Below are 25,076 nucleotides of genomic sequence, written 5' to 3'. Positions count from 1 at the left end.
GCAACGCTACTTGGTCCCGCTATTTGATGCCGCTGTGCAGGGCGGCAATCCCGCCGGAGAGGTTGTGCCAGTGCACGCCCCGGAATCCGGCGTCGGCGATCATCGCCGCCAGGCCCGCCTGATCGGGCCAATCGCGGATGGACTCGGCGAGGTACACGTAGGCGGCGGGGTTGCTGGCGACGCGCGTGGCGACCTCGGGAAGCGCCCGCATCAGGTACTCCATGTACACCGTGCGGAACGGACCCCAGGTGGGCGTCGAGAACTCGCAGATCACCATGCGGCCGCCCGGCCGCAGGACCCGTCGCAGCTCTCGAAGCGCCAGGCCGACGTCGTTGACGTTACGCAGGCCGAAGGAGATGGTGGCGGCGTCGAAGGAGTCATCGTCGAACGGCAGCGCCAGCGCGTCGGCGGCCACCTTGGGCACATCGCGCTGCGCGCCCGCCTTGAGCATGCCGAGCGAGAAGTCCGCGGCGATCACCACGGCTCCCGACTTGCCGAGTTCCACCGTGGACACCGCGGTCCCGGCGGCGAGGTCGAGAGCGACTTCGCCCCGGCGCAGGCCCAGCGCCCGGCGCGTCGCGGCCCGCCACCGCCGGTCCTGGCCGAAAGACAGGATCGTGTTCGTCAGGTCGTAGCGCTTGGCCACCCCGTCGAACATCGAGGCCACTTCGTCGGGACGTTTCGTGAGATCGGCACGGTCGTCGCTCATAGGGAAACGGTAGCCCGCGCCGCGGCGGCGACAACCCGCGGGCAGTCGGCGACGGTGCCGGATTCCGGTTAGCTGGCTAACCGCCGGTCCACACTGGTGCCCGCGCGTTCGGCGAGCACGTCGCGATAGTGGCCGAACAGTTCCTCGCACACCGCCGGCCACGTGCGCGAACGCACCCACGCCAGCGCCGAACCGCCGAACCTGGACCGGATCGCCGGATCGCGCAACGCATCGACGGCGCCGGGCAGCTTCTCCTCGAAATGATCCGGGTCGAGGAGGAATCCGGTCCGGCAATGGCCGACGAGGTCGCGGGGACCACCGGCGTCGGGACCGATGACCGGCACTCCGCTCGCCATGGCCTCCTGCACGGTCTGGCAGAAGGTCTCGTGACGCCCGGCGTGGACGAACACGTCGAAACTGGCGTAGGCGCGCGCAAGCTCGGCACCGTGCAACGCACCGGTGAAGATCGCACCGGGCAGCTGCTCGTGCAGCTTCTCGCGCTGCGGTCCGTCGCCGACGATGACGAGCTGGACGGTCGGATCGTCGGCGAGCGGGGCCAGCTTGTGGACGTCCTTCTCCGGCGCCAGTCGCCCGACGAAGCCGACGATGAGCCGCCGCTCGCGGTCGTCGTCGTGGCTCGCCCCCGACCAGCCGGCGATCAGGTCGGCATCGGCGTGCTCGGGGCCGAACTGCCCCAGGTCGACTCCGCGCCCCCACCGGTGGACGCGGGGAACGCCGTTCGCGCGCAGATCGCCGGCGCTGGAACTCGACGGCGCCAGCGTCCGGTCGCAGGCCGAGTGCAGCTTTCGCAGATAGCGCCAGGCGGCGCGCGACGCGAAGTCGACCCGATAGCTGGCGGCGAAGCCGGCCACGTCGGTCTGGAAGACCGCGACCGTCGGCAGGTGCAGGCGGTGAGCGGCATAGGCGCCCGCGCCGCCGAGGACGAACGGCGATGCCAGATGCACGATGTCGGGCTGGAAGTCGCGCAGCGCCCGGTAGACGGTGAGCGTCGGCACTCCGACCGGCAGCGACGGCACGCCGGGCACCATGACGGCCGGGACGTGACGCACGGGCGTTCGATCGCCGACGACGCAGGGGCCCGACTCCTGACCGCGCGGCGTGTCCGGCGCGACGATCAGCGCTTCGTGTCCGTGGTCCTCCAGGTGCTCCACGACGCGCAGCACCGAGTTGGTCACGCCGTTGATCTGCGGCAGAAAGCTCTCGGCAACGATGGCGACTCGCATGACACCAGTGTCATCAGCGACGGCGGCGCGCCGGTGGTGCCCACGCGAAATCCCGGTGAACGCGCGGCCAATTCACACTGGCGCAGAAACGCAATTCACGCTGGCGCAGAAGCGCTTTCGTCCTCGATCGTGCGGGTCCGACGACCCAGCTCGGCGATCAGGAGCATCATCGCTCCGACGACGGCCCAGACGGCGAGCACCATCGACATGGTCGGGATGACCGCCAGTACGGCGCTGCGGCCGGTCGGGCGCGCCAGGCCGTCGGGATTCGACGCGTCGTAATCCACCGAGATCCGCTCCCCGACCGACAACTCCGTCGGGTAGAGCAGACCCAGCCTCGGACTGTGGAACTTGCCGTCGGGGGTGAAGAAACCCACGGCAGCGTGGAGCCGGTCCGCCGACGACACCTCGGCGACCGCCGTCGCCTTGTTCGCGTTGATCTGCCGATCGTTCTTGACGCATCCCATGAACAGGAACAGCGCCATGACCGTGAGAATCGTCGCGACCACGAGCAGCGCGATCTGCACGATGCGCTGGGCGGTGAGACTCATGGGCTCAGGCTACCGGCTCAGTCGTGCGGCGATCTCGGCATGGACGTGGCGCAGGCCCCGACGATCGGTCGCCACCTCGAGCACCTGCAATCCGGCCGGCGGGCCGCCGAGCGCTTCGGTCACGTCGTCGAGAGCCACCCGGCGGTGGGCCACACGCACCCCGGCGCACAGTTGCGCCAGATCGGTGCGGTGCGGCGTTCCGAAGATCCGCTCGTACGCGCCGGCGTAGGCGTCGCCCTGGAAGCGGGGGTCGCCCTGTTCGAGCAACCCGAAGATGCCTCCGCCGTCGTCGTTGGCGACGACGATGCGCAGGTCGTCGGGGCGCGGCTCGTCGGGCCCGATGATGAGCCCGGTGATGTCGTGGATGAAGGTGAGGTCGCCTAGCAGCGCGACCGTTGGTCCGCCGGCGAGGGCGGCGCCGACGGCCGTCGAGTTCGTGCCGTCGATGCCGGCGACACCGCGGTTCGACAGGACCCGTACGCCGTCGACCAGCGTTCCCGCCAGCGCCACGTCGCGGATCGGGTTGGACGCGCCGAGGAAGAGCTGACGCCCGGGCCCGAGTGCGCCGGCCACCTGCGCGGCGACATGCAAACCGCTGGTCCGGGGAGCGGTGGCGAGGACGTCGGCGACGGCCTCCACCGCGCGACGGTGCTCGGCCGCGCACTCCTGCAGCCAGGCCTCACGGGGTGCACCGGCGGGTTCGGCGCGGGTTCCGGTCGAGTAGACGTTGCCCGAGACGTCGGGCCAGCGCGGGCCGGTCGTGATCGCGTGGACTCGGACGTCGGGGTCGGCCAGCAGGCGGGCCACGCCTCGGTGCAGGGTCGGGCGGCCGCAGATGATGGCCTGTTGCGGCTTGATTCCGCCCAGGGCAAGCGGGTGCAGCGGGTTGGCCGGAAGCGGCGCGGTGGGCTCGGCGACCGTCGGCAGGCCGGCGAGTTCCGGATTGGCGCCCGCACCGTGCCCGGCGACGACGACGGTGTCGAGACTCAGGTCGATCGGCACCGGGATGTCGAGGCGGCCGGCCGGCGCCTGCGTCCACGGCTGGCCGTCGGCGCGGCCGACGAAGCCGGCCAGGTCGCCGTCGGCGGCTCCCGCCGGGTCGGGCACCAGCGGCTCGCGCAGCGGAATGTCGAATTGGACCGGCCCGGCGTTGCCCGTGCGCGCTCCGCGGGCCGCGGCGAGCACGCGCCCGACCGCCGACCGCCATTGGCTGTTGGTGTCGACCCCGTCCTCGGCGAGGCCGATGCTGATGGCCGCGCGCACCTGGGTGCCGAAGAGGCCGAACTGTTCGACGGTCTGGTTGGCGCCGGACCCGAGCAGCTCGTAGGGCCGGTTGGCGCTGACCACGACGAGCGGCACGCGGGCGTAGTTCGCCTCGAACACCGCCGGGCTGACGTTCGCGACGGCCGTCCCGCTGGTCAAGACGATGGGAACCGGGCGCTTCGACGCGACGGCGAGTCCGAGTGCCAGGTATCCGGCGGACCGTTCGTCGATCCGCACGTGCAGCCGCAGCCGGCCGGCGGCATCGGCGGCGTGCAGCGCGAAGGCCAGTGGCGCGTTGCGGGACCCGGGGCAGAGCACCGCGTCGGTCACGCCGCCGCGGATCATCTCGTCGACGATGACCCGGCCCTGCAACGTCGACGGATTGATCGGCATGGGATCCAGTCTGTCACGGCGTCGCGAAGACCCCGCAAACCCGACCATCCGGGACAGACGCGACACCGGGAAAGCCATCGGGAATGTCCCGAACTGCTGGGTTCGCGGCCGTCGACGCGGTCACAATCGAGCCATGGGCTTCTACGAGGACCGCATCCTGCCGCATGTCGTCGCGCTCACCTGCGGGATGCCGGCGATGCGCAAGATCCGGCGCAAAGCCACCGTCGGCTTGCGCGGCGAGGTCGTCGAGATCGGATTCGGTTCGGGCTCCAACGTCGGCTGCTACCCCGACGAGGTGACGTCGGTGACCGCGATCGAACCGTCGGATACCGCGTGGGCGATGGCGGCCGACGCCGTCGCCGCGAGCACCGTGCCGATCACGCGCGGCGGCCTCGACGGGCAGCGCCTGCCGTTCGACGACGACACTTTCGACGCCGCCCTCTCGACCTACACGATGTGCACGATCCCCGACCTGCCCGCCGCGCTCGCCGAGCTGCGCCGCGTCGTCAAACCCGGCGGCCGGCTGTACTTCCTGGAACACGGCAGCGCCCCCGACGAGAAGGTGCGGCGCTGGCAGCGACGCCTCGAACCGGTGCAGAAGCGCCTCGGCGGCGGCTGCCACCTCACCCGCGACATTCCGACGCTTCTCGCCGACGGCGGGTGGGCGCCCGTGGAACTCGAGCAGTACTACGCGACGAAGACGCCGAAGACCTTCGGCGCCTTGTCGATCGGAGTGGCCAGGGCGACGGCCTGACGGAACAACGGGCTATTCGCCGACCATCCGCAGCGCCAGGACGGCGAACGCGGTGACGACGATCGCCTGCGCGATGCACCAGACGACACCGATCACGGTGAGGTCGAGCAGGAACAACGCGGCGATCGAACCGGCGACCCACGCCAGGTTGATCGCGGCGATCTCGCGGACGGCCATCGGCGCGATGGTCTCACGGGTCGCGGCGTAGGCCAGCGCCGCGGCCCAGACGACGAGGAAGATCCCGAGCCCGACGAGCAGTGCCGCCGAGACGCCCAGGACCGAGTCGAGGACCGCGGCTGCGGCGACGTAGACGATCCCGTTGATGCCCGAGACGGCGGCGTCGGCGCCGAGTACCGAGCGAAGGGTGATGGCGGAGGTGATGGAGTGAACCGGTGTGCGCTGTGTTGTAGTCATGCCACTCAGCGTGCGCCGGCCGGAGAACGATGTCGATTACGTCCGAGGTAATGACGAAGGGTCCGCGGACTCCGCCCTGGGTAGGACGCGACCCCTCTGTGCGACAGATAGGCTGACGGCCATGAGCCGTGAATTCGACGTCGTTGTCTTCGGTGCCACCGGTTTCGTCGGTGAGCTGACCGCCCGCTACCTGGCCGAGGCCGCTCCGGAAGGAACCCGCATCGCGTTGGCCGGGCGCTCCGAGGAGAAGCTGGCCGCCGTCCGCGGACGTCTCGGCACACGTGCCGCCGACTGGCCGCTCATCGTCGCCGATGCCGAACGCCCGTCGACGCTCGACGAGATGGTCGCCCGCACGCAGGTCGTCTGCACCACCGTCGGCCCCTACCTCCGCTACGGCGAGCCCCTCGTCACGGCGGCGGCCAGCGCGGGGACCGACTACGTCGACCTGACCGGCGAGGTCCCCTTCGTCCGGTACTCCATCGACAAGGTCGGCGAGACCGCGGCATCGACCGGCGCGCGCATCGTGCACGCGTGCGGCTTCGACTCGGTGCCGTCGGACCTCGGCGCCTACCTGCTCTACGAGCGGGCCAAGGCCGACGGCGCGGGCACCCTGGGCAACACCACGATGATCGTGACGTCGATGCGCGGCGCCGCGTCGGGCGGAACGATCGATTCGGTCCGGGTCATCGCCGAGCAGGCGCGCGACAGCTCGACGCGGAATCTGCTGCTCAACCCGCAAGCGCTGTCGTCGGGTCCCGGCGAACTCGTCCGCGTCGACCGGCGCTCCGAGCCGAGCGACGCGGCACTGGTGCGGGCGTCGAGTATCGACCCGTCGCTGCGCGGCACCCTGGCGCCCTTCTTCATGAGTTCCTTCAACACCCGCATCGTGCGCCGCTCCAACTCGCTGCTCGACTACGGCCCCGACTTCCGCTACGGCGAGGCGATGGCGGTCGGCAAGCTCCCGGTGATCTCGACAATCGCCTCGGCGACGGTCGCCGCCGGACTCGGTGCGGGACTGGGCGCGATGTCGTTCAAGCCGACCCGCGCGCTCCTCGACCGTGTACTGCCCAAGCCCGGTCAGGGCCCGAGCGAGAAGGCCCGCGACAAGGGCCATTTCACCGTGCAGACCTTCACCACGACGTCCAGCGGGCGCCGCTACCGCAGTGAGATGGCCGCCAAGGGCGACCCGGGCTACAAGGCGACGGCGGTCATGCTGGGCGAGTCGGCGCTGGCCCTCGCCCTCGACCGCGACAAGCTGCCCGACCGGGCCGGGGTGCTCACGCCGGCCGTCGCGATGGGCGATGTGCTCGCCGACCGGCTGCGCGGTGCCGGCTTCAAGATCGGCGTGGAGGAGCTGACCGGCAGCTGACACCGCCGCGCGCGGGCTAGGGCTGACCCGGTTTGAGCTCGATGAACAGCGACTCGATATCGGCGCACAGCCGGTCGCCGTCGTGCAGCGTGCCGGACACGAAGAGTTTGCGCCCGTCGCGCTTTTCGACCCACGTCCGCATCTGCAGCGAAGTGTTCAGCGGGGTCAACGACCGGTAGTTCACCTTCAGGTACGCGGTTCGGCACACGCCGTTGACCGCCAGCGCCGACGCCATGCCGCCGAGATCGTCGAACGCGACCGCGACCTGCCCGCCGTGGGCGACTCCGTTGCCCCCCAGGTGAAACGGCCGGAACCACACGGTCGCCCGCACGCCGTCGGGGCCGGCCTCGGTGATCTCGTACGGCGGCAGGGTGATGTTGCCGCGCGACGGCAGGTCGACGCGGGTGCCCGCCGGGCTGGTCCACTCGTCGACGACGTGTTCGGCGAGTTTGGCGTTGAGGTCTTCGAGCACCGCGATGGCCTCGACCGCGAGTTCGTCGGTCGGGCACGCGTACCGAACAGTGTCCATCAGCGTCCGGACCTGCTCGCTGAACTCCGCGTAGTGCGGTCCGCCGCGCTCGGTGGAGATGTCATGCTGGGCGCGGAATCCGCCTTCGTGCGGGACTTCTTGCGACGAGTCACTCATTTCCTCACGTTATCGCCACCGCTTCGGTGCCTCGTCGCGGCCCCGATAGGCTGAGCCCATGAGCGACTCCAACCCGTTCGACGCCGACGCGTGGCGGCCGGTTCCCGGCTTCGACGACCTGACCGATATCACCTATCACCGTCACGTCGGCGAGGGCCGGGCCAACGGGATCGTGCGCATCGCCTTCGACCGCCCGGAGGTGCGCAACGCGTTCCGCCCGCACACGGTCGACGAGCTGTACCGCACGCTCGACCACGCGCGCCGGACGCCAGACGTGGGAACGATCCTGTTGACCGGTAACGGACCGTCGCCCAAGGACGGCGGCTGGGCGTTCTGCAGCGGCGGCGACCAGCGCATCCGGGGGCGGTCGGGGTACCAGTACGCGACGAGCCACGACTCCGACGTCACCGCGGCCGGGCGCCACACCGTTGACGAGGCGCGCGTCAAGGCCGAGGGCGGGCGGCTGCACATCTTGGAGGTGCAGCGCCTGATCCGCACGATGCCCAAGGTCGTCATCGCCGTCGTCAACGGGTGGGCCGCCGGCGGCGGGCACTCGCTGCACGTCGTCTGCGACCTCACGTTGGCCTCGCGCGAGCACGCACGGTTCAAACAGACCGATGCCGACGTCGGATCGTTCGACGCCGGCTACGGCAGCGCCTACCTGGCCAAGCAGGTCGGGCAGAAGTTCGCCCGCGAGATCTTCTTCCTGGGCGAGGCCTACGACGCCGAGACGATGCACCGGATGGGCGCGGTGAACCGGGTCGCCGATCACGCCGAGCTCGAGACGACGGCGATCGAGTGGGCACGGGCGATCAACTCGAAATCGCCGACGGCCCAGCGCATGCTGAAGTTCGCCTTCAACCTCACCGACGACGGATTGATGGGCCAGCAGGTGTTCGCCGGCGAGGCGACCAGGTTGGCGTACATGACCGATGAAGCCGTCGAGGGCCGCGATTCCTTCCTGGAGAAGCGTCCCCCGAACTGGGACGACTTTCCGTACTACTACTGAGCACCCGATTACACGGGGTTCACAAATCGCGCGTCGATGTTTCGGTCGTGGTCACAACTATACCGTTTTCGGTATAGTTGTGACATGTGCGCCGAAACGAAATACCGGGATATCGTGCGCGAGATAGCGCTCGATCACTACGGCTATGTCACGACGAAGGAGGCGGCCAAGGCCGGGGTACCGGCGGTCGAGCTGCCCAAACTTGCTGCGCGCGGTGGCTTGGAAAACGTCGCCTACGGCATATACCGCGTGCCAGACATCCCGCCGACGGCCCACGACCAGTTCGCCGAAGCCCTGCTGCGAGCAGGCGAAGGGGCGTATCTGCACGGCGAGTCGGTGCTCGCCCTATTCAGGCTCGCCGACGTGAATCCTCGACAGCTGAAGGTGGCGGTTCGTCGTCGAACCCGTTCCAAGTTGCCGCCATTCATCGAACTGACACAGGTGAAGAGCGAGGCTCGCACGACCCTATACGACGGACTGGCTGCGCAGCCGGTCGCGGATGCCATCCTTGAGAGTCGCGGTCGAATCGAGACCAGGCGTCTCCTGGACGCAGCCAAACAAGCGCGTGCCGAGGGACTGTTGACCACCACCGAGTGGCAGCGCGTAAGGAAGGTACTGCAGTCGTGAGCTACTCAGGCACACCGACGAACGTGCGCTCCTTGGAGCAGCGCATCCGCAACTTGGAAGGCAGTGAGGGGCTGGCACTGCGGCGTCGTATCGGAATGGCTCTGGTGGTGGTAGGCCAGATGCTCCCCGAAGGTGCGATCAAAGGTGGCAGTGCGATGGCACTGCGGTACGGGCGCGGCACACGATTCACCCAAGATCTCGATGCCGCGCGTGTTCAGCCACTGACAAGATTCCGGCGCGACTTCGAGGATTCCCTGTCGACTGGATGGGCAGGCTTCACTGGCAGGCTGGTCGAAAAGCGCGCACCGCGTCCACCGGCTGTGCCGACGGCGTATGTGATGCAACCATTCGAGGTGAAGCTCGACTATCTAGGTAGACCGTGGTGCACGGTGACGTTCGAACTGGGACACAACGAGATCGGTGACGCCGACGAGCCCGAGTATCAGCTCGCCTCCGACTTGGCCAGACTCTTCACCGAGGTTGGGCTGGAAGCACCGAGTGCAGTGCCGGTCCAGCGTTCCGACCACCAGGTCGCGCAAAAGCTCCACGCCGTCTCGAGTGAGCGAAGTGAGCGAGCGCACGATCTCGTCGACCTCCAGCTCCTCGACAAGGGCGACGACCTCGACCTCGGGCAAGTTGCAGCTACATGCGTCCGACTCTTCTCCTACCGCCGCCAACAGGCGTGGCCACCGGTCATCGTCGCGGGCGCCCAGTGGGGCACCCTCTACACGGAAGCCGCCCAAGCTCTCGACGTACTCCCGACGGCCGAAGAGGCCGTCGAATGGGTGAACGAGTTCATCCAGCGCATCGACGCCGCTGCATCCTGACAAGGGAGGCGAGCGCGGGCGACGAAAGGGACGAGGCGACACATACGGGGCCTACTGGCATCACGAATCAAAGCCGTTTGAGAGCGAACCCACAGTGCAGCCGGCCAACTGGTTAGGCTACCCTGACCCGCATGACTTCTTCCTTCTCTCGTGCCCGGTGGGCCACCATCGCTCTCGCCGCCGCGTTGTCCGTCGGATCGATCGCCGCGCCGCACGCGTCCGCCGCGCCGACCGACCCGGCCGACCGCTTCTGGAAATCGCAGCCCGCTCCGGCCGTGCCGCAGCAGCCCGGCTACCAGATCACCGGATACAACATCGGCAAGGGCAACTATCGCGGCGCCATCGACGCCCAGACCGGCAGCCTGTGGCTGACCAACGTCTCCCCCTTCGACGGTGCGAGCGAGTCGTCGATCCTCAAGGTCGATCCGAACACGATGGAGGTCCGCAAGCGCATTCGGATCACCAAGCGGATCAAGAACACCGGCCACGGCACGATCGCCGGCCAATACGAGGTCAACGTCCCGAAGACCGGCAACACCGTGTGGACGACCGCGGCGGCTGCAAACGAGGTCAGCGTCTGGGACAAGAACAGCGGCAAGCTGCTCAAGACCTTCCCGGTCAAGAAACCCCACGGCGTCGTGTTCGCCGAGCAGATGGGCGTCGCCATCGTCTCGGGCACCAAGCCCGGCGGCCTGAAGTTCTACGACATGAACACGCTGACCCCCATCGGCAGCGCAGTCATGCCCGGTAAAGGCACCCAGATGGGCGCCAACATCGCGCTCACCGACGTGAGCGCCACCGGTGCGACCGTCACTCTGCCGTCGTACTACTCCAGCCTGACCCAGTTCCGGATCACCCGCTCGGGTGGCGGCGCGGTCAAGAGCACCGTTCGGTGGAACGCGACTCTGAGCACGCAGGGCCACGGCTTCATCGTCGCTGACACCCGAACCAACCGCGTCTATGTCAACGACCTCTACCAGGGGATCGTCACGGTCCACGATCTGCGGACCGGCCGCCACATCCGCGACGTCTTCACCGGACCGGGGACCACCTCGCTGATGCTTTTCCAGGGCAAGGTCTACGCGGCCAACTACTTCGGCGGCTTCATCTCGGTCATCGATCAGAACACCTTCGGCGTCAGCCGACTGGTGACGACCGGGCTGCTGCCTAACCAGTTGCTCTACTGGAAGAAGAACACCTTCCTGGTGATCGACAAGTCCAGCATGATCCTCGACGGCGGCTACCGGGGCAACCGCGGCACCGACCACATCTGGAAGGTCCGCCGCCTCGGCTGAGACCCGAATCGGACACGGCCCGCGGTCGATTCTCGATGATCAATCGAGTTCGACCGCGGGCCGTCGCCGTATACCTATGCTTGCCGCCTCCGCTACGCGATGATCCCGGCTAGCGTCTCCATCGTCTCCACGCGCTCGGCGTGGGTCCCCGCCGCCGGGCTGGCCAGGATGACGCCGACGCCGGCACCGGCGAAGGCCTCGACCCGCTCGGCGACATAGGACTTGGGGCCGATCAGGCTCATCGCCCGCACCAGCTCGTCGGGTACCGCTTGCGCGGCCTCGAGCTTCTTGCCGTCCAGGTAGAGGTCCTGGATGAGCTTGGCCTCGTCGACGTAGCCGTAGCGTTGCACCAGCGAGTTGTAGAAGTTCTTACCGCGCGCGCCCATGCCGCCGATGTAGAGCGCGGCATGGTGGCGCACCGTCATCAGCGCGCCCGCGATCTGCTCCTCGTCCTCGGTGATCAACGCGGCCGCCTGCACGACGATACGCAGGTCGCCCAGCGACGGGTCGCGCTTGGCCTTGCCGGCCGCCAGCGGCTCGCCGAAGGCGGCGTCGACGTACTCGGGGTGGAACAGGAACGGCTGGAACTCCTCGTAGAGCTCGGCGGCCAGCTCGACGTTCTTCGGCCCGATGGCCGCGAGCAGCATCGGGATCCGCTCGCGCACCGGATGATTGATGATCTTGAGCGCCTTGCCCAGCCCGCTGCCGCCGTGCTCCTCGTCGAGCGGGAGCGTGTAGTGCTTGCCGGCGAACTCGACCTTCTCGCGCCGCCACACCTTGCGGCAGATCTCGACGTGCTCGCGGGCGCGCCCGAGGGGGAAGTCGTACTTCACACCGTGGAAGCCCTCGATCACCTGGGGCCCCGAGGCCCCGATACCCAGGATCGCCCGGCCGCCGCTGATGTAATCCAGCCCCGCGGCGGTCATCGCGAGGTTCGTCGGCGTGCGGGAATACATCGGCAGGATCGCCGTCTGCAGTTCCATCTTCTCCGTCTTGGCGGCGATGAACCCCAGTTGGCTCACCGCGTCGAAGCTATACGCCTCCGGGACGGCGATGCGGCCGACACCCGCCGATTCGAAGTCGGCCAGATTGGCGATGGTCTCGCGGAAGTCACCCGCGTAGTTGATAGGCATTCCCAGCGTGATCGCAGTCATGAGCCGATTCTGGCACGCACGTCGGCGCCCGCATACAGTCACACCCGTCACACCTTCTGGTCACGTGCGTCACAGGCCGTTCCGGCGCCTGGATGGACGATCGCCGACCATTAGGTGAACAGCGGATGAACACGCGACCAATTCCAGATTCTCGCAGGTCAGGACCCCGGACACGCACCGCGCCGGTTAGGTGATTAGCCTTCTCGAACCGCATTATCGAATTCATGAGCGTAGAGATGCTGATCTTGGTGCTGTTGGTGGTGACGGCCCTCGGCTTCGACTTCACCAACGGTTTCCACGACACCGGCAACGCCATGGCGACGTCGATCGCCACCGGTGCGCTCAAGCCCAAGGTCGCCGTCGGCCTCTCCGCCGTCCTCAACCTCGTCGGCGCCTTCCTCTCCGTCGAGGTCGCCGCGACCATCACCAAGGACGTCCTCAAGATCCAGCAGACGTCGGGCTCGCAAACCGGCGAACTCATCCCTGGCCTCGATCCGACGCAGGCCCTGCTGATCATCTTCGCCGGCCTCGTCGGCGGCATTCTCTGGAATCTCTTCACCTGGCTGTTCGGTCTCCCGTCGAGTTCGTCACACGCGCTGTTCGGCGGTCTGATGGGCGCCGGCCTCGCCGCGCTGGGCACCTCCGGCGTGAACTGGTCGGGCATCACCGCGAAGATCCTCATCCCCGCGCTCCTCGCGCCGGTGATCGCCTGCGTCGTCGCCGCCGCCGGAACCTGGATGGTCTACCGCATCACCGAGAAGCTCGCATCGCACCAGAAGGACGACGGCTTCCGCTACGGCCAGATCGCCACCGCTTCGCTGGTTTCGCTCGCACACGGCACCGGCGACGCCCAGAAGACGATGGGCGTGATCGCACTGGCACTCATCGCCACCGGCCACCTCGACGCGACCACCGTCTCGCACGGTCTGCCGTTCTGGGTGGTCCTCACCTGTGCGGTCGCGATCGCGCTCGGCACCTACCTCGGCGGCTGGCGCATCATCCGCACGCTCGGCAAGGGCCTGGTCGAGATCTCCCCGCCGCAGGGCATGTCGGCCGAGGCCAGCTCCGCCGCGATCATCCTGACCTCCAGCGCCGCGGGCATGCCGCTGTCGACCACCCACGTCGCGACCGGTTCGATCCTCGGCAGCGGCGTCGGCAAGAGAGGCGCTCAGGTCCGCTGGTCGGTCGCCGGACGCATGGTCGTCGCCTGGGTGACGACGCTGCCGGCCGCCGCCCTGGTCGGCGCGGTCTGTTTCGTGCTCGCGAATCTCCTCGGCAATCTGGCCGGCGCGGTCACGATCTTCACCATCCTCATCGTCCTCGCGGCGTACATGTACTGGCACGCCCAGCAGAACAAGATCAACCACCACAACGTCAACGCCGACTGGGATGACGAGAACGGTCTCATCCCGGCCGAGCCCGCGGTCCCGCCTGCCCCCGCTCATATCGAGCGGGCAGAGCGAGCCGGCGCCTGAGCCGGCCCCGGAAAGGAACCACGACATGTCCGTCGCAGAGTCCATCATCCGAGTCTTCGTCATCGGCCTCGTTTTCGGCGCCGGCCTGCCCGCGCTCTTCGCCGTCGGCCTGCGCCTGTGGGCCAACGGCTACAACGCCGACGGGACCGTCACCAACCACAATCCCGTCCTCAAGGCGCTCGGCGGTGTCCTGTTCGCGGTGGTGACGCTCGCGATCATCATCGGCATCCTCTGGATCACCCGGCAGACGATCTACTTCCACTTCGGGATCAAGATCTTCCCGTTCGGCTACAAGTAACCGAAAGCAGAGATTCGTGACTCCCTTCGACTCGATCGTCGGGTGGATCCGCGGCGGTTACCCCGAAGGCGTCGACCGCTCCGACTTCCCACCCCTGCTCGCGCTGCTCACCCGCGTCCTCGACGAGCAGGAGGTGACGCGTGTGGCGCAGACCCTGGCCGACGAGGCCGGGGTGCCCACGGTGACCGAGCAGCAGATCCACGACGCGATCGCGCGCGTCACCGAACAGGCCCCGACGCCGGAGGAGATCAATCAGGTTGCGGCTCGCCTGGCGGCTGCCGGATGGCCACTTGCCGTCACCCTTCCCGACACCTGAGCGACCTATACTCATGGCATTGCGCCGAGCGAAAGGAGTTGCCGTGGACAGGCCCCAGCTGCTGGCCTCGGTGATTCGCTGGCTGCGCGCCGGATACCCGAACGGCGTGCCCTCCGGGGACTACATCCCGCTCGTCGCTATCCTGCGCAGGCAACTCTCCGACGACGAAGTCACCGAGGTGGCCAACACGCTGGCCGCCGACGCGGCCTCGGCGGCCAAACCGGAGCCGCCGTCGACGGTCATCACCGAAGTCCCGGAGATCAACCGGATCGACGTGGGCGTCGAGATCAACAAAGTCACCGACGAGCTGCCCAGCGAGTCCGACCTCGCTCGCGTGCGGGCGGTTCTCGTCGGCGCCGGATGGCCGTTCGACGACGAGCCGCTGCGCCGGGACGATTCCGACCACCCCGAGTCTTCCGGGTAGCCGCCATGCCGGTCCTGCGCGCCCTGCCCCTCGCGTCCGGTCCGGCGCTGGCCGAGTCGTTCAGCGATTTGGTCGCGATGGCCGCGGGCGCGCGCTGCTATCTTCCCGTCACCGACGATCCGTGTGCACCGGATCGGCAACTGCTCGAGTCGTCGCTGGCCGTCGGGACGGAAGTGGACGATCCGGAAGCCTGCCTGGTCATCGCGACCTCGGGTTCGACCGGCGAACCGAAGGGCGCTGTCCACACGCCGGCGACGCTGGCCGCGTCCGCGGATGCGACGCACGCGCGGCTCGGCGGAACGGGCAACTGGCTGCTCGCGCTGCCCGCCCACCACATCGCGGGCTTGCAGGTGCTGCTGCGCGCCTTGCGGGCCGGGTTCACCCCGGCGATCGCCGACCTGAGCGGCGGCTTCGACGCCGAACGGTTCGCCCGCGACGTGTCCATGCTGCGCGGTCCGCGGCGCTACACCTCGCTGGTGCCGACCCAGCTCGCCGCGGTGCTGGCCTCGCGCACGGCGACGGCCGCGGTCGCCGAACTCGACGCCGTCCTCGTCGGCGGTGCCGCCACGCCACCGGCGCTGGCCGCCCGCGCGATCGACGCGGGCATCCCGATGGTGCGGACCTACGGGATGAGTGAGACCGGCGGCGGCTGCGTCTACGACGGCAGACCGCTCGACGGGGTGACCGTGGACATCCTCGACGGCCGGGTCGTGCTCTCCGGCCCGATGATCGCCCACGGCTACCGCAACCGCCCGGACGACCCGGCATTCGCGCTGCCCGGCTCCTTCCGCACCGACGACCTGGGCCGTCTCGACGACGGCGTGCTCAGCATCGTCGGGCGGGCCGACGACGCGATCAGCACCGGCGGACTCACGGTGGCGCCGCGCGTCGTCGAGGAGGTGCTGCTCGACGATCCCGCTGTCGCCGAATGCGCGGTCGTCGGCGTACCCGACGAGCGACTGGGCCAACAGGTCGTCGCGGCCGTCGTCGCCGTGCCGGGCCGGCACCCCGCGCCCGAGGCCTTGCGCGAGCGCGTCGCGACGCGGGTCCACCGCTACGCCGCGCCTCGCCGCATCCTCGTCGTCGACGCCCTGCCCTTGCGCGGGCCGGGCAAAGTGGACCGTCGCGCGGTGCGGAACCTGCTGTCATCGGTCGGTGACGGCGCCGAACCCGCCACGGTCGACTGAAGCGGCTGCCGCCGTGGTTGAATGACCGAATGGCCACTCTCGCACAATGGATCGACGGCGCCCGTCCCCGTACGCTGCCGAACGCGATCGCGCCGGTCATCGCCGGCGTCGGTGCCGCCTATCACGTCGATAACAGCCCCGACTGGCTTCATATCCTGGGCGCGTTCGTCGTCGCCATCGCCCTGATCGTCGGCGTCAACTACGCCAACGACTACTCCGACGGCGTGCGCGGAACCGACGACGACCGCGTCGGACCGCAGCGACTCGTCGGTTCGGGAGCAGCCTCGCCCAAAGCGGTCCGCACGGCGGCCTTCGTGTCCTTCGCGGTCGCCGGGGTAGTCGGCGTCTGGCTGGCGCTGGCGACCCACTGGTGGCTGATCCCCGTCGGTGCGGTGTGCATCCTCGCCGCGTGGTTCTACACCGGTGGACGCCGACCGTACGGCTACGCGGGCTTCGGCGAACTCGCGGTGTTCGTGTTCTTCGGGCTCGTCGCCGTGTGCGGCACCCAGCTGGTGGCCGGGGGCCGCATCGACGGCATAGGCCTCGCGGCCGCGGTGGCGATCGGGTCGTTCTCTGCGGCCGTGCTGGTGACCAACAACCTGCGCGACCTCGACGCGGACGCCGCGGTCGGCAAGCGGACGCTGGCCGTACGGCTGGGCGACTACTCGACGCGATACCTGTACGCGTTCCTGATCACCGTGCCGTTCGTGGCCACGCTGATCATGTCGATACATCACCAGTGGGCGCTTTTCGGGCTGCTCGCCGCGCCCCTGGCGAACGGTGTCGGCCGTGCGGTCGTCGGCGGGGCGAAGGGGCCGGCGCTGATCAAGATCCTCGGCCAGACCGGCCTGATCATGCTGGCGTGGGCCGTGCTGACCGCGGGCGCCTTCATCTTCGGTCTCGACGGGCTGCCCCACACCGACTTCATCTAACCCCTCCCACCGGCTACCCGGCCGGGACCGGATAGCCGGCGGGAGACTAGACGCCGCTGGGTGACGGCAGCTGAGCCGCGATGGCGTCCCGCAGGGCATCGGCGTCGGGCGCCAGCGCGATGATCGCCTGCACAGCGGGATCCTTCGAGTCCACCGCGGCCAACAGCAGGTGGGGTGTCGAGATCACTCGATCACCGTGGTCAACCGCGATGCGCAGCGCGTCGGTCAGCACTGCTTTGGCCGACCCGCCGAAACGAGGCCGGCGTCCATGCCCGCGCGGGCCGCGACGGCCGCGGTTGAAGTCCCACGGCCCCTCCTCGCCCCACGGTCCGAACCCCGGACCGCCGAACCCCGGGCCGAATTCGCCCGGACCGCCCGGACCAGCCGGGCCGCACGGACCGCCGCCGCGTCCATGACCGTGATGACGGCGGCCGCGGCCCCGACGCTCGCCGCGCTGGCCCCAGCCCGCGGTCAGGTCGTCGCCGAAGTTCTTTCGGACGGCATCGCGGACCCGGTCGAGATCGATGCCGAGCACTTTGAGCGCGTCGCGATCGGCGGCGTAACGGTCCTCTGCCGAGGTGGGTTCCGGCTCGGCGTCGCCGCTCGCCTCACGCACGGCGGTCCGCGCGGTGTCCAGGGTTATGCCGTGGTCGGCGAGCACGCCGACCAGCGGATCGCGCGCGTTGCAGAGCACACCGAGAATCAGGTGGGGTGCTCCGACGCGGGAGTGGCCGAGGTCGTCGGCCTCTTCGATGGCGAAGGGCAGCACCATGCGCCCTTCGCGGCTGAATCGTTCAAACATCACATTGCTCCTTTGGTCGATCTGTGGTCAGTCGGAAACGTTGTCGTCGATCCGTCTCGAGTGCTTCTGATGCACGGCCTGACGGCTGATCTCGAGCACTTCGGCGATCTGCTGCCAACTCCACCCGGCTGTGCGGGCATTGGCGACGTGGATGTCTTCGAGGCGGTCGGCCAGGGTGCGCAACGCGCGTACCGCTGCCAGTCCTCGCGCCGGATCGGTGTCTGCCACCGCCTCGGCGGTTGGGTTCGTTTCCTCAGTCACGATGTCAGGTTATGTTGACATCGTGATGTTGTCAAGAATTATTGACACGGGTCGCAGGATCGTTCCACCAAACGGTGTCGGACAATGGAGCCGTGACTGACTACCCCGCCGCGCGCACCGCCGACGATTTCCGCACCAACCTCGCCGCCGTCCGGGCGCGCATCGACGCGGCCGCCGAGGGGGCCGGGCGGGATCCGGGCGAGGTGCGGCTGCTGCCGGTCTCGAAGACCGTGGAATCGGATCGTCTCCGCAACGCTGTCGCCGCGGGGTGCGACTGGTTCGGCGAGAACAAGGTCCAGGAGGTCAAGCGCAAACACGCCGAACTGGAAGACACCGGCGTGAAGTGGGCGGTGATCGGACACCTGCAGACCAACAAGGCCAAGGACGTCGCCGCGATCGCCGACGAGTTCCAGGCGCTCGACAGCCTGCGCGTCGCCGAAGCGCTCGACCGTCGGCTGCAGATGCTCGGCCGCGGCATCGACGTCTACGTCCAGGTCAACACGTCCGGCGAAGAGTCGAAGTTCGGGCTGCACCCCGACGACCTGGCCGGCTTCCTGACTGAACTGCCCGCCTTCTCCTCGCTCCGCGTGCGCGGACTGATGACACTCGCGGCGCTCTCGTCCGACGCCGAGCGGGTACGACGATGCTTCAGACTGCTGCGCGACCTGCGCGACCGTGCCCGCGACCGCGACCCGGACCTCGTCGGGCCGGGCGAGTTGTCGATGGGCATGTCCGGCGACTACGAGGTCGCCATCGCCGAGGGGTCCACGTGCGTGCGCGTCGGACAGGCGATCTTCGGCGCCCGCGCTACGCCGGACAGCCACTATTGGCCGGGCTGACCGGCGGCTACTCGGCGGCGATCGACTCCGAGATGTTGAGCCGTGCGGCACGGACCGCGGGCGTCAATGCACCGACGATGCACAGCCCGACCGACACCGCGACATAGAGCAGCGTCGACCACTGCGGCGAATAGTGCACCTGGATCGACGTGCTCGCCGTGAGGATCTGGTCGCTGAGCAGGTGCAGCATCCCGCCCAGAATCAGGCCGGTGATCGAACCCACGACGGCGATCGCGACGGCCTCCGACAGCACCATGGAGAACACGAACCGCCGCGACGCGCCCAACGCCCGCAGCACGGCCAGTTCTCGTCGACGCTCGATCACCGAGAGCAGCAGCGTGTTCAGCAGCGCGACGGCCGCGGCCACCGCCACGATCCACTGGATGGCGACGGTGAACGCGCCGGACTGCTCGGCGGACTCCTGGGTCGCGCGCAGCGCCTCCTCGCCGGAGTACACATACAGGGGAAGGCGGCCTTGCGAGTATCGCTGCGCGACGGCTTCGAGTCCGGCCCGCACCTGCTCGACGTCGGCACCGGGTTCGGTGTCGACCTGCAGGAACGTCGCTCCCGGGCGCTCGAACCACTCGCGCAGGAGGTCCAGCGAGATGGCGGCGCTGCCCGAATCGATGGCGACGTAGTCGACGACGTCGCGCACCGTCAACGAATGGAAGCCGGTCGGCGTGGCCATCCGTACTTCGTCGCCGATTCCGAGTCCGAGATTGCGTGACAGCACAGACGACAGCACGATCCCATCGCCGTCGAAGACGCGCTGGAGCGCCCCCGGATCGGTCTTTACGACGAAGGGCGCCTTCAGCCCGGGCGCCAGGCCCTGCACCAGGATCCGTGCGTCGCCGACGTTCACCCTCGCCCACTGGGAATCCCGCACGTCGGCGACACCCGGCACTTCGGCCGCCGCGCGCGCCACGTCGTCCCCGAAGGTCGGACCCGTCGGAATGCCGTCCTTGTTCGACGTCGAGAGGTAGAAACCCGGGTCGCCGAGGCCCTGCAGCGACCCCGAGATCGACGAGACAAGGTTCTGGAGCGCGCCCGACGTTCCCATGCCGACGGCGATGGCGACCGCGACCGTCATCACGGTGGCCCAGACGCGCCGTGACGCGCGCTCGGTATTGACCGCGGCGAGCGTGCCCGGCGGCCCGAACCGTCCGGCCACCGCCGTCGCCGCACGCACCAGCGGGCCGGTCAGCGCGAAGCACAACAGGAGTCCGCACGCACCGAACACCGCGCCGGCGACGATGGCGGCCCGACCGGGAACGGTCGTCGCGAGAACCCACGACGCGACGATGCCCCCGATACCGCCGATCCCCGCGATCAGCACGATCGGCCGCGAAAGCGGCTTGTCGACATCGCCGCCCGCCGCCGACATCGCCTCGACGGGTGCCACCGAGAACACCGTGCGGGCGGCCAGGGCGGTGGCCGCGACACAGGCCAGGACACATGCCGCCAGCGCGACGAAGGGGGCGAACACCGGTAGGTGATAGTCCACGGCCGCGCCGATCGAGTTCAGCGTCATCTCGGGCAACCTGCCGATCGCCCAGCGCCCGGCCAGGATGCCGATCGGTATGCCGATGAGCCCCCCGACCAGACCGAAAATGGCTGCCTCCCACAGCATGTCGCTGACCAACTGACCGCGTCGCGCGCCCAGCGCGCGGACCATCGCGAGTGCCGAACGCCGCGATGCGACGGCCATGTTCATGGTGTTGAAGACGAGGAACCCGGCAATCACCAACGAGATGACCGAGACCAGCAGGGTCGAGTCGCGGGTGACCGCTGTCGCCACCTCGGCCTGCTTCATCCGGAACGCCGGGTCGACGACGACCGCGCGACCGTCGACGGTCCGCTCGGCGCGCTCGCGCATCTGGGACAGGTCGGCGCCGGGCTTGGCGACGATGAGCAGCGAGTCGACCCGTCCGGCGCCGGACTCCGCGGAGCCGCCCCCCGCCCGGGCCGTGATCTGCTGGGCGAGCGGCAGGAAGGCGAAGAAGAAGTTGCCCCGGTTGAGGACCTCGGTTCCCGCAGCCGGAGCCACCTGCAGCACAGTCACGTCGACGCCGTTGATCTTGATCCGGTCGCCCTGTCGCAGGCCCGTCCCCGGGCCGGCGATTACACCGGTCCGCAGCGCATCGAGGTCGACCTCCTGTCCCTCGGATTGCCGCAGCGCGTCGCGCAGCTGAGGAGACAGCTGCGTCACCCGCTGATCCGACCCGATGAGCAGACTCAACCGCGGATCGGTCGCCGGCTCCGCGTCGGCGGGGTCCAGGCGCACCTGCGCGCGGATCATCGGCACCACAGCCTGCGCATCGTCCAGATCGGCACGCAGCTGGCCGGCGATCCGCCCGTCGAGGCCGGTGTCGGAGATCCCGGCCACCTCGAGGTCGGCTTCGCCGGTGAGCGCCGCGGTCATGTCGCGCACCGACCCCGTCAGCGAGCCGAAGGTGCCGAACACCGCGACGAGCAGCGCCGACGCGACCACGATCACCGAGAGCGAGGTGACCACCCGCAGCCGGTGGGTGACGATCTCGCGCAGGTTGAGCAGCCGTACCCGGGTCAACCCCGCGCGCAGCCGCGCAGCCGCCGTGCGCATCAGGCCACGACCCGCCCGTCGCGCACGGTGATGATCTGATCGGTGGCCGCCGCGGCATTGGCGTCGTGGGTGACCATCACGACGAGGCGGTCGGGACGGTCGTGGGCCAGTGTGGCGAGCAGTTCGAGCACCGACTCGCCGGTGCGGCTGTCGAGGTTGCCGGTCGGCTCGTCGGCGAGCAGGATCGCCGGGTCCATGATGAGCGACCGCGCGATCGCGACCCGCTGCATCTGCCCGCCGGACAGCTCGTTGGGCCGGTGGTCGACGCGGTCGCCGAGCCCGACCCGTTCCAAAAGCGCGATCGCCTCGGGCTTGGCCTTGCGCAGCGACTGGTTGTCGAGCAGACGCGGCAGCGCCACGTTCTCCCACGCCGACATCGTCGGGACCAGGTTGAAGAACTGGAAGATGAATCCAACACGGCGGCGCCGGAACTCGGAGGCATCAGTGTCGTCGAGACCGGTCAACGAGACCCCGTCCACGACGATGCTGCCCGACGTCGGCTGGTCGAGGGCGCCCAGAATGTGCAACAAAGTCGACTTGCCCGCGCCGGACGGACCGACGATGGACACGAAGCGGCCGCCGGGAAGGTCGAGATCGACGCCGTCGAGAGCGCGGACCGTCGTATCGCCGAAGGCGTATTCGCGCACCAGGTCGCGGGCGCGCACCAGCGGCTCGCGCTCGACGTGGCGAGTGATGTTGGGACTCATTCGGCTCCGCCCTCGCGCCAGCGGCCGTCGACCCAGAAGCGGCGCAGCGAGGCCAGCGGTTCAGCGATGTCGATGCCCTGGGCGGCCAGCCAGTCGTCGTCGAAGTAGGTCGACCCATAACGCTCGCCCGGATCGCAGAGCAGCGTGACGACGGAGCCCGGCTGGCGAGCGGCGACCATCTCCGCGACGAGGAGCAGCGCGCCGTGGAGGTTGGTGCCCGTCGACGGTCCGACGCGACGGCCCACGTGGTCGGAGAAAAAACGGGTCGCGGCGATCGACGCGGCGTCGGGCACCGCGATCATCCGATCGATCACCTGGGAGACGAACGACGGTTCCACCCGTGGCCGCCCGATGCCCTCGATGCGGGAACCCTTCGTGCAGCGCAACGATCCGTCGCCCGTCTCGTAGGCGGGGAAGAAGACCGAATTCTCCGGGTCCACCACGCAGAGCGACGTGTCATGCCCCCGGTAGCGCAGGTAGCGTCCCAGTGTCGCCGAGGTGCCCCCGGTGCCGGCGCCGACGACGGCCCAGGTGGGCACCGGATAGCGCTCCGCGGAAAGCTGGTCGAAGATCGATTCGGCGATGTTGTTGTTGCCGCGCCAGTCGGTGGCGCGCTCGGCCATCGTGAACTGGTCGATGAAGTGTCCGCCGAGTTCCCGCTCCAGCTCGGCGGCCACGTCGTACACGTCGGCCGGGTTGTCGACGAAATGGCAGCGACCGCCCTCGCGCTCGATGAGCCGCGTCTTCTCCGGCGACGTGCTCGACGCCATGACGGCGACGAACGGCACGCCGATCAGCTTGGCGAAGTAGGCCTCCGACACCGCCGTCGACCCGGAGGACGCTTCGATCACCGTCGTCGATTCGCTGATCCACCCGTTGCAGAGCGCGTAGAGGAACAGCGATCGGGCCAGACGGTGCTTGAGCGACCCGGTCGGGTGGGTGGACTCGTCTTTCAGATAGAGGTCGACGCCGGCGGGCTGTCCATCGTCGTCGATCCAGTGCGCCCAGTCGGGCAGCACGATCTTCAGCAGGTGGGTGTCGGCCGAGCGTCGCGCATCGGCTTCGATGAGCCGGACTGCGCGGCGCAACCACTCCCGATCGGCGCGGTGGTCGATGCTGCGGGTCATGGTCGGCGCCTGACGCTAGCGGCCGGGCTCGCGCAGTCGACCCTGCAACTCCTGGCGGCGACGGGAGCGCTCCTCTTCATAGGCCTCGATCCGGGTGTTGACGTTGCGGCGCAACGACTTGAACAGCAGCAGCCCGAGCGGGAGCGCGATGAGAACACCGAAGGCGGCGGCCACGATCAGCGGAACGGTCTGCCCGGCCAACTCGCCGATTCCCATAATCGCCGCTGCCAGGATTACGACGAGGACCAAGCGAGCGCCGACGTACGCGGCGATCGCGCCCAGCAGGCCACCGAGCCCGGACGGGGCCTGCGGCGCTTCCGACGCACCTTCGTCGGCCCGGTCGTCGGTGGTGTCTTCCTCGCTCACATCGCTCACCCTACCCAGCGCCCCGCGCGAACCCCGAGTCCGCCAGGCCCCAAAAGCGTGAAACCGGACAATTTGACCATCTCTTTACTTACCGATGAAGGTTCGAACAACCGGCGGTCGTGCGGGTAGAAACGGTCGAAGCAGCAAGAAACGTCCATCCGCGCCAAGAGGGGAACGCCGTGACGATCACCAACGAACCGTCGACCATCACCGCAGCCAACGCCAGCCAGTTCAATCTGAAGCCCGCCGACGTCGCCGCCATGTTCAGCGTGAACCCAAAGACGGTGGCCCGCTGGTCGTCGGCCGGTCTGCTGCAGTCGATCCGGACGCCCGGCGGTCACCGCCGCTACCGCGAGACCGACGTCGTCCGACTGCTGAACAACCGCGACGACCTTCCCGAGTAGGCGGCGGCCACCTCGTCGTCCATTCGACTGCACGGGCAGCTATTGTCTTCCCGTGACCTACAGCGCTCCGCAGCCCGGCCAGCCCAACCCGTACGGCAACCCGCAGGGCGTGCCGCCTGCCCAGCCCCAGTACTCAGGACCTCCTCCCGCGTACGGACAGGCCGCATACGGACAACCCGCCTACGGTCAGCCCGCCCAGGCACCCGCCGGCCAGGGCGGTTCGCAGGGCATCGCCCTGGACACCAAGTTCTTCCCCATGGCGTGGATGCTCCACTTCACGAAGCCAACGGTCGAGATCAACGGGCGCCCGGTCCCGGCACAGTGGGGCCTCAACCACATCCCGCTACCGCCCGGACAGCACCACGTCCACGTCTATGTGCCGTACATCCTGCCGTCCAAGATCGGTCCGGCCGACCTGATGGTCAACGTCGCGCCGCAGCAAACCGCTCCGCTCGAGTACCGAGCGCCGGCGTGGGCTTTCAGTCAGGGGTCGATCGGCGCTGCCCCGCAGGCATACAACGGCGTCGGCATCACGATCGCGATGATCGCCGTCCCGTTCGTGATCCTGTTCCTCGTCGTCCTGCTGATGATCGTCGCCGCGGCCATCTGAGCGGTCGGCCACTCGTGAGCGAACCTCACGTATCGTGGATAGACAAGGAGGTTCGCCGTGCACTACGTAATCTTGCTCGCGTTGACCGTGGCGGTCGTCTACATCCTGTGGCGCGTGACCCGCACGCCGGGTGATACCCCGACGACTCCGCGTCCGACGGCACCGCGCGGCCCTATCGGCCCGGACGACGATCCGGATTTCCTGCTCGATCTGCGCCGCAAAAACCAAAACCGGGATTCCTGAGGCCGCTCACGCACTGTGCCATCGCCCGCTGCTTCAACCTCCGGTCATTCGATGATGCTCCGCAGTTCCGATAGCAGGAAGACAGCAGAGTCGCCGCCAGGAACGTCGCACCCCGTCCTTCGTCGTGGGTTCTTCGTCGCGCATCACGCTACCCGACACTGAAATACATAAGCGCCGAGATATACAGAGCCCAGGGCACAAGAAGGCCCACAAGCCCGTCGTAGAACT

General features: G+C 68.7%; 29 protein-coding genes. 16 read left to right on the top strand and 13 right to left on the bottom strand.

From position 1 onward, the window contains the following. Positions 1–19: 19 nt before the first annotated feature. From GOARA_RS17875 to menD, 4 genes are all read right to left on the bottom strand, one after another. Positions 20–709, bottom strand: coding sequence for a demethylmenaquinone methyltransferase (locus GOARA_RS17875; protein ID WP_007323841.1), 690 nt, complete (start codon positions 707–709; stop codon positions 20–22). A 68-nt stretch (positions 710–777) separates the two neighbouring features. After that, the gene (locus tag GOARA_RS17870) at positions 778–1,953 is read right to left on the bottom strand and encodes a glycosyltransferase family 4 protein (RefSeq protein WP_007323840.1); all 1,176 of its coding nucleotides are present in this window, start codon (positions 1,951–1,953) and stop codon (positions 778–780) included. A 95-nt stretch (positions 1,954–2,048) separates the two neighbouring features. Next, entirely contained in the window at positions 2,049–2,504 is a 456-nt protein-coding gene (locus tag GOARA_RS17865; RefSeq protein ID WP_007323839.1) for a hypothetical protein, read from the bottom strand. A 9-nt stretch (positions 2,505–2,513) separates the two neighbouring features. Beyond that, positions 2,514–4,160, bottom strand: coding sequence for a 2-succinyl-5-enolpyruvyl-6-hydroxy-3-cyclohexene-1-carboxylic-acid synthase (menD, locus tag GOARA_RS17860; RefSeq protein ID WP_007323838.1), 1,647 nt, complete (start codon positions 4,158–4,160; stop codon positions 2,514–2,516). A gap of 133 nt (positions 4,161–4,293) precedes the next feature. On the opposite strand from menD, the gene GOARA_RS17855 reads away from it, so the two are divergent. Next, the gene (locus tag GOARA_RS17855) at positions 4,294–4,914 is read left to right on the top strand and encodes a class I SAM-dependent methyltransferase (RefSeq protein WP_007323837.1); all 621 of its coding nucleotides are present in this window, start codon (positions 4,294–4,296) and stop codon (positions 4,912–4,914) included. A gap of 12 nt (positions 4,915–4,926) precedes the next feature. On the opposite strand, the gene GOARA_RS17850 is transcribed toward GOARA_RS17855, so the two are convergent. After that, positions 4,927–5,328, bottom strand: a complete 402-nt coding sequence (locus tag GOARA_RS17850; protein ID WP_007323836.1) for a hypothetical protein — start codon at positions 5,326–5,328, stop codon at positions 4,927–4,929. A 121-nt stretch (positions 5,329–5,449) separates the two neighbouring features. On the opposite strand from GOARA_RS17850, the gene GOARA_RS17845 reads away from it, so the two are divergent. Continuing rightward, a complete protein-coding gene (locus GOARA_RS17845; RefSeq protein ID WP_007323835.1) occupies positions 5,450–6,697 on the top strand; it encodes a saccharopine dehydrogenase family protein in 1,248 nt (415 codons plus the stop codon). 16 nt (positions 6,698–6,713) lie between these two features. On the opposite strand, the gene GOARA_RS17840 is transcribed toward GOARA_RS17845, so the two are convergent. Then, positions 6,714–7,343 carry a PaaI family thioesterase gene (locus GOARA_RS17840; protein ID WP_007323834.1) on the bottom strand — a complete coding sequence of 210 codons (630 nt, stop codon included), beginning with the start codon at positions 7,341–7,343 and terminating at the stop codon, positions 6,714–6,716. Between the two features lie 58 nt (positions 7,344–7,401). On the opposite strand from GOARA_RS17840, the gene GOARA_RS17835 reads away from it, so the two are divergent. The 4 genes from GOARA_RS17835 (at position 7,402) to GOARA_RS17820 (ending at position 11,101) form a co-directional block, all read left to right on the top strand. Next, positions 7,402–8,352 (top strand): 1,4-dihydroxy-2-naphthoyl-CoA synthase, encoded by a 951-nt coding sequence (locus GOARA_RS17835; protein ID WP_007323833.1) that lies wholly within the window; start codon positions 7,402–7,404, stop codon positions 8,350–8,352. An 84-nt stretch (positions 8,353–8,436) separates the two neighbouring features. Beyond that, positions 8,437–8,979 (top strand): type IV toxin-antitoxin system AbiEi family antitoxin domain-containing protein, encoded by a 543-nt coding sequence (locus GOARA_RS17830; RefSeq protein ID WP_007323832.1) that lies wholly within the window; start codon positions 8,437–8,439, stop codon positions 8,977–8,979. A gap of 95 nt (positions 8,980–9,074) precedes the next feature. Beyond that, positions 9,075–9,806, top strand: coding sequence for a nucleotidyl transferase AbiEii/AbiGii toxin family protein (locus tag GOARA_RS17825; protein ID WP_050947355.1), 732 nt, complete (start codon positions 9,075–9,077; stop codon positions 9,804–9,806). Positions 9,807–9,937: 131 nt separating this feature from the next. Continuing rightward, a complete protein-coding gene (locus GOARA_RS17820) occupies positions 9,938–11,101 on the top strand; it encodes a YncE family protein (protein ID WP_007323830.1) in 1,164 nt (387 codons plus the stop codon). 92 nt (positions 11,102–11,193) lie between these two features. Here GOARA_RS17820 and GOARA_RS17815 read toward each other — a convergent pair whose 3' ends face one another. Beyond that, positions 11,194–12,255, bottom strand: a complete 1,062-nt coding sequence (locus GOARA_RS17815) for an LLM class F420-dependent oxidoreductase (RefSeq protein WP_007323829.1) — start codon at positions 12,253–12,255, stop codon at positions 11,194–11,196. A gap of 224 nt (positions 12,256–12,479) precedes the next feature. Between GOARA_RS17815 and GOARA_RS17810 the strand changes: the two genes are divergently transcribed. The 6 genes from GOARA_RS17810 to GOARA_RS17785 are packed head-to-tail and all read left to right on the top strand — an operon-like array spanning position 12,480 to position 16,887. Next, positions 12,480–13,730 (top strand): inorganic phosphate transporter, encoded by a 1,251-nt coding sequence (locus GOARA_RS17810; protein WP_007323828.1) that lies wholly within the window; start codon positions 12,480–12,482, stop codon positions 13,728–13,730. A gap of 25 nt (positions 13,731–13,755) precedes the next feature. After that, positions 13,756–14,028: a hypothetical protein gene (locus tag GOARA_RS17805; RefSeq protein WP_007323827.1), complete on the top strand. Its 273-nt coding sequence runs from the start codon at positions 13,756–13,758 to the stop codon at positions 14,026–14,028. A 16-nt stretch (positions 14,029–14,044) separates the two neighbouring features. After that, complete coding sequence (locus GOARA_RS17800) at positions 14,045–14,344, top strand: DUF3349 domain-containing protein (protein ID WP_007323826.1); 300 nt, start codon at positions 14,045–14,047, stop codon at positions 14,342–14,344. Between the two features lie 43 nt (positions 14,345–14,387). Continuing rightward, positions 14,388–14,768, top strand: a complete 381-nt coding sequence (locus GOARA_RS17795; RefSeq protein ID WP_007323825.1) for a DUF3349 domain-containing protein — start codon at positions 14,388–14,390, stop codon at positions 14,766–14,768. A gap of 5 nt (positions 14,769–14,773) precedes the next feature. Beyond that, positions 14,774–15,955, top strand: coding sequence for an o-succinylbenzoate--CoA ligase (menE, locus tag GOARA_RS17790; RefSeq protein WP_007323824.1), 1,182 nt, complete (start codon positions 14,774–14,776; stop codon positions 15,953–15,955). Positions 15,956–15,984: 29 nt separating this feature from the next. After that, positions 15,985–16,887 (top strand): 1,4-dihydroxy-2-naphthoate polyprenyltransferase, encoded by a 903-nt coding sequence (locus tag GOARA_RS17785; RefSeq protein ID WP_007323823.1) that lies wholly within the window; start codon positions 15,985–15,987, stop codon positions 16,885–16,887. A 46-nt stretch (positions 16,888–16,933) separates the two neighbouring features. On the opposite strand, the gene GOARA_RS17780 is transcribed toward GOARA_RS17785, so the two are convergent. Together GOARA_RS17780 and GOARA_RS17775 are read right to left on the bottom strand one after the other, a co-directional pair. Beyond that, a complete protein-coding gene (locus GOARA_RS17780; RefSeq protein ID WP_007323822.1) occupies positions 16,934–17,689 on the bottom strand; it encodes a Clp protease N-terminal domain-containing protein in 756 nt (251 codons plus the stop codon). A gap of 27 nt (positions 17,690–17,716) precedes the next feature. Next, positions 17,717–17,953: a helix-turn-helix domain-containing protein gene (locus tag GOARA_RS17775; RefSeq protein ID WP_373277764.1), complete on the bottom strand. Its 237-nt coding sequence runs from the start codon at positions 17,951–17,953 to the stop codon at positions 17,717–17,719. A gap of 89 nt (positions 17,954–18,042) precedes the next feature. On the opposite strand from GOARA_RS17775, the gene GOARA_RS17770 reads away from it, so the two are divergent. Further along, positions 18,043–18,789: a YggS family pyridoxal phosphate-dependent enzyme gene (locus GOARA_RS17770; RefSeq protein ID WP_007323820.1), complete on the top strand. Its 747-nt coding sequence runs from the start codon at positions 18,043–18,045 to the stop codon at positions 18,787–18,789. A gap of 7 nt (positions 18,790–18,796) precedes the next feature. Here the strand turns inward: GOARA_RS17770 and GOARA_RS17765 are convergent, their stop codons facing one another. From GOARA_RS17765 to GOARA_RS17750, 4 genes are read right to left on the bottom strand one after another with little or no spacing between them, the layout of a single operon-like run. Beyond that, the gene (locus tag GOARA_RS17765; protein WP_007323819.1) at positions 18,797–21,391 is read right to left on the bottom strand and encodes an ABC transporter permease; all 2,595 of its coding nucleotides are present in this window, start codon (positions 21,389–21,391) and stop codon (positions 18,797–18,799) included. After that, positions 21,391–22,098: an ABC transporter ATP-binding protein gene (locus GOARA_RS17760; protein WP_007323818.1), complete on the bottom strand. Its 708-nt coding sequence runs from the start codon at positions 22,096–22,098 to the stop codon at positions 21,391–21,393. Before GOARA_RS17760 ends, GOARA_RS17765 begins: the two co-directional genes overlap by 1 nt. Further along, positions 22,095–23,225, bottom strand: a complete 1,131-nt coding sequence (cds1, locus tag GOARA_RS17755; RefSeq protein ID WP_007323817.1) for an L-cysteine desulfhydrase Cds1 — start codon at positions 23,223–23,225, stop codon at positions 22,095–22,097. Before cds1 ends, GOARA_RS17760 begins: the two co-directional genes overlap by 4 nt. Before the next feature lie 15 nt (positions 23,226–23,240). Next, positions 23,241–23,591, bottom strand: a complete 351-nt coding sequence (locus GOARA_RS17750; protein ID WP_040523907.1) for a DUF4229 domain-containing protein — start codon at positions 23,589–23,591, stop codon at positions 23,241–23,243. A 179-nt stretch (positions 23,592–23,770) separates the two neighbouring features. Here GOARA_RS17750 and GOARA_RS17745 point away from each other — a divergent pair, with 179 nt between their 5' ends. From GOARA_RS17745 to GOARA_RS17735, 3 genes are read left to right on the top strand one after another with little or no spacing between them, the layout of a single operon-like run. After that, positions 23,771–23,995, top strand: a complete 225-nt coding sequence (locus GOARA_RS17745) for a BldC family transcriptional regulator (RefSeq protein ID WP_007323815.1) — start codon at positions 23,771–23,773, stop codon at positions 23,993–23,995. Positions 23,996–24,047: 52 nt separating this feature from the next. Then, positions 24,048–24,605, top strand: coding sequence for a hypothetical protein (locus tag GOARA_RS20685; RefSeq protein WP_007323814.1), 558 nt, complete (start codon positions 24,048–24,050; stop codon positions 24,603–24,605). Between the two features lie 57 nt (positions 24,606–24,662). Next, complete coding sequence (locus tag GOARA_RS17735; protein ID WP_007323813.1) at positions 24,663–24,848, top strand: hypothetical protein; 186 nt, start codon at positions 24,663–24,665, stop codon at positions 24,846–24,848. Positions 24,849–25,076 lie beyond the last annotated feature (228 nt).

Origin of the sequence: Gordonia araii NBRC 100433 (assembly GCF_000241265.1) — a bacterium.
In the GTDB taxonomy this organism is placed as follows: domain Bacteria; phylum Actinomycetota; class Actinomycetes; order Mycobacteriales; family Mycobacteriaceae; genus Gordonia; species Gordonia araii.
This window is presented reverse-complemented; position numbering and strand designations above follow the sequence as displayed.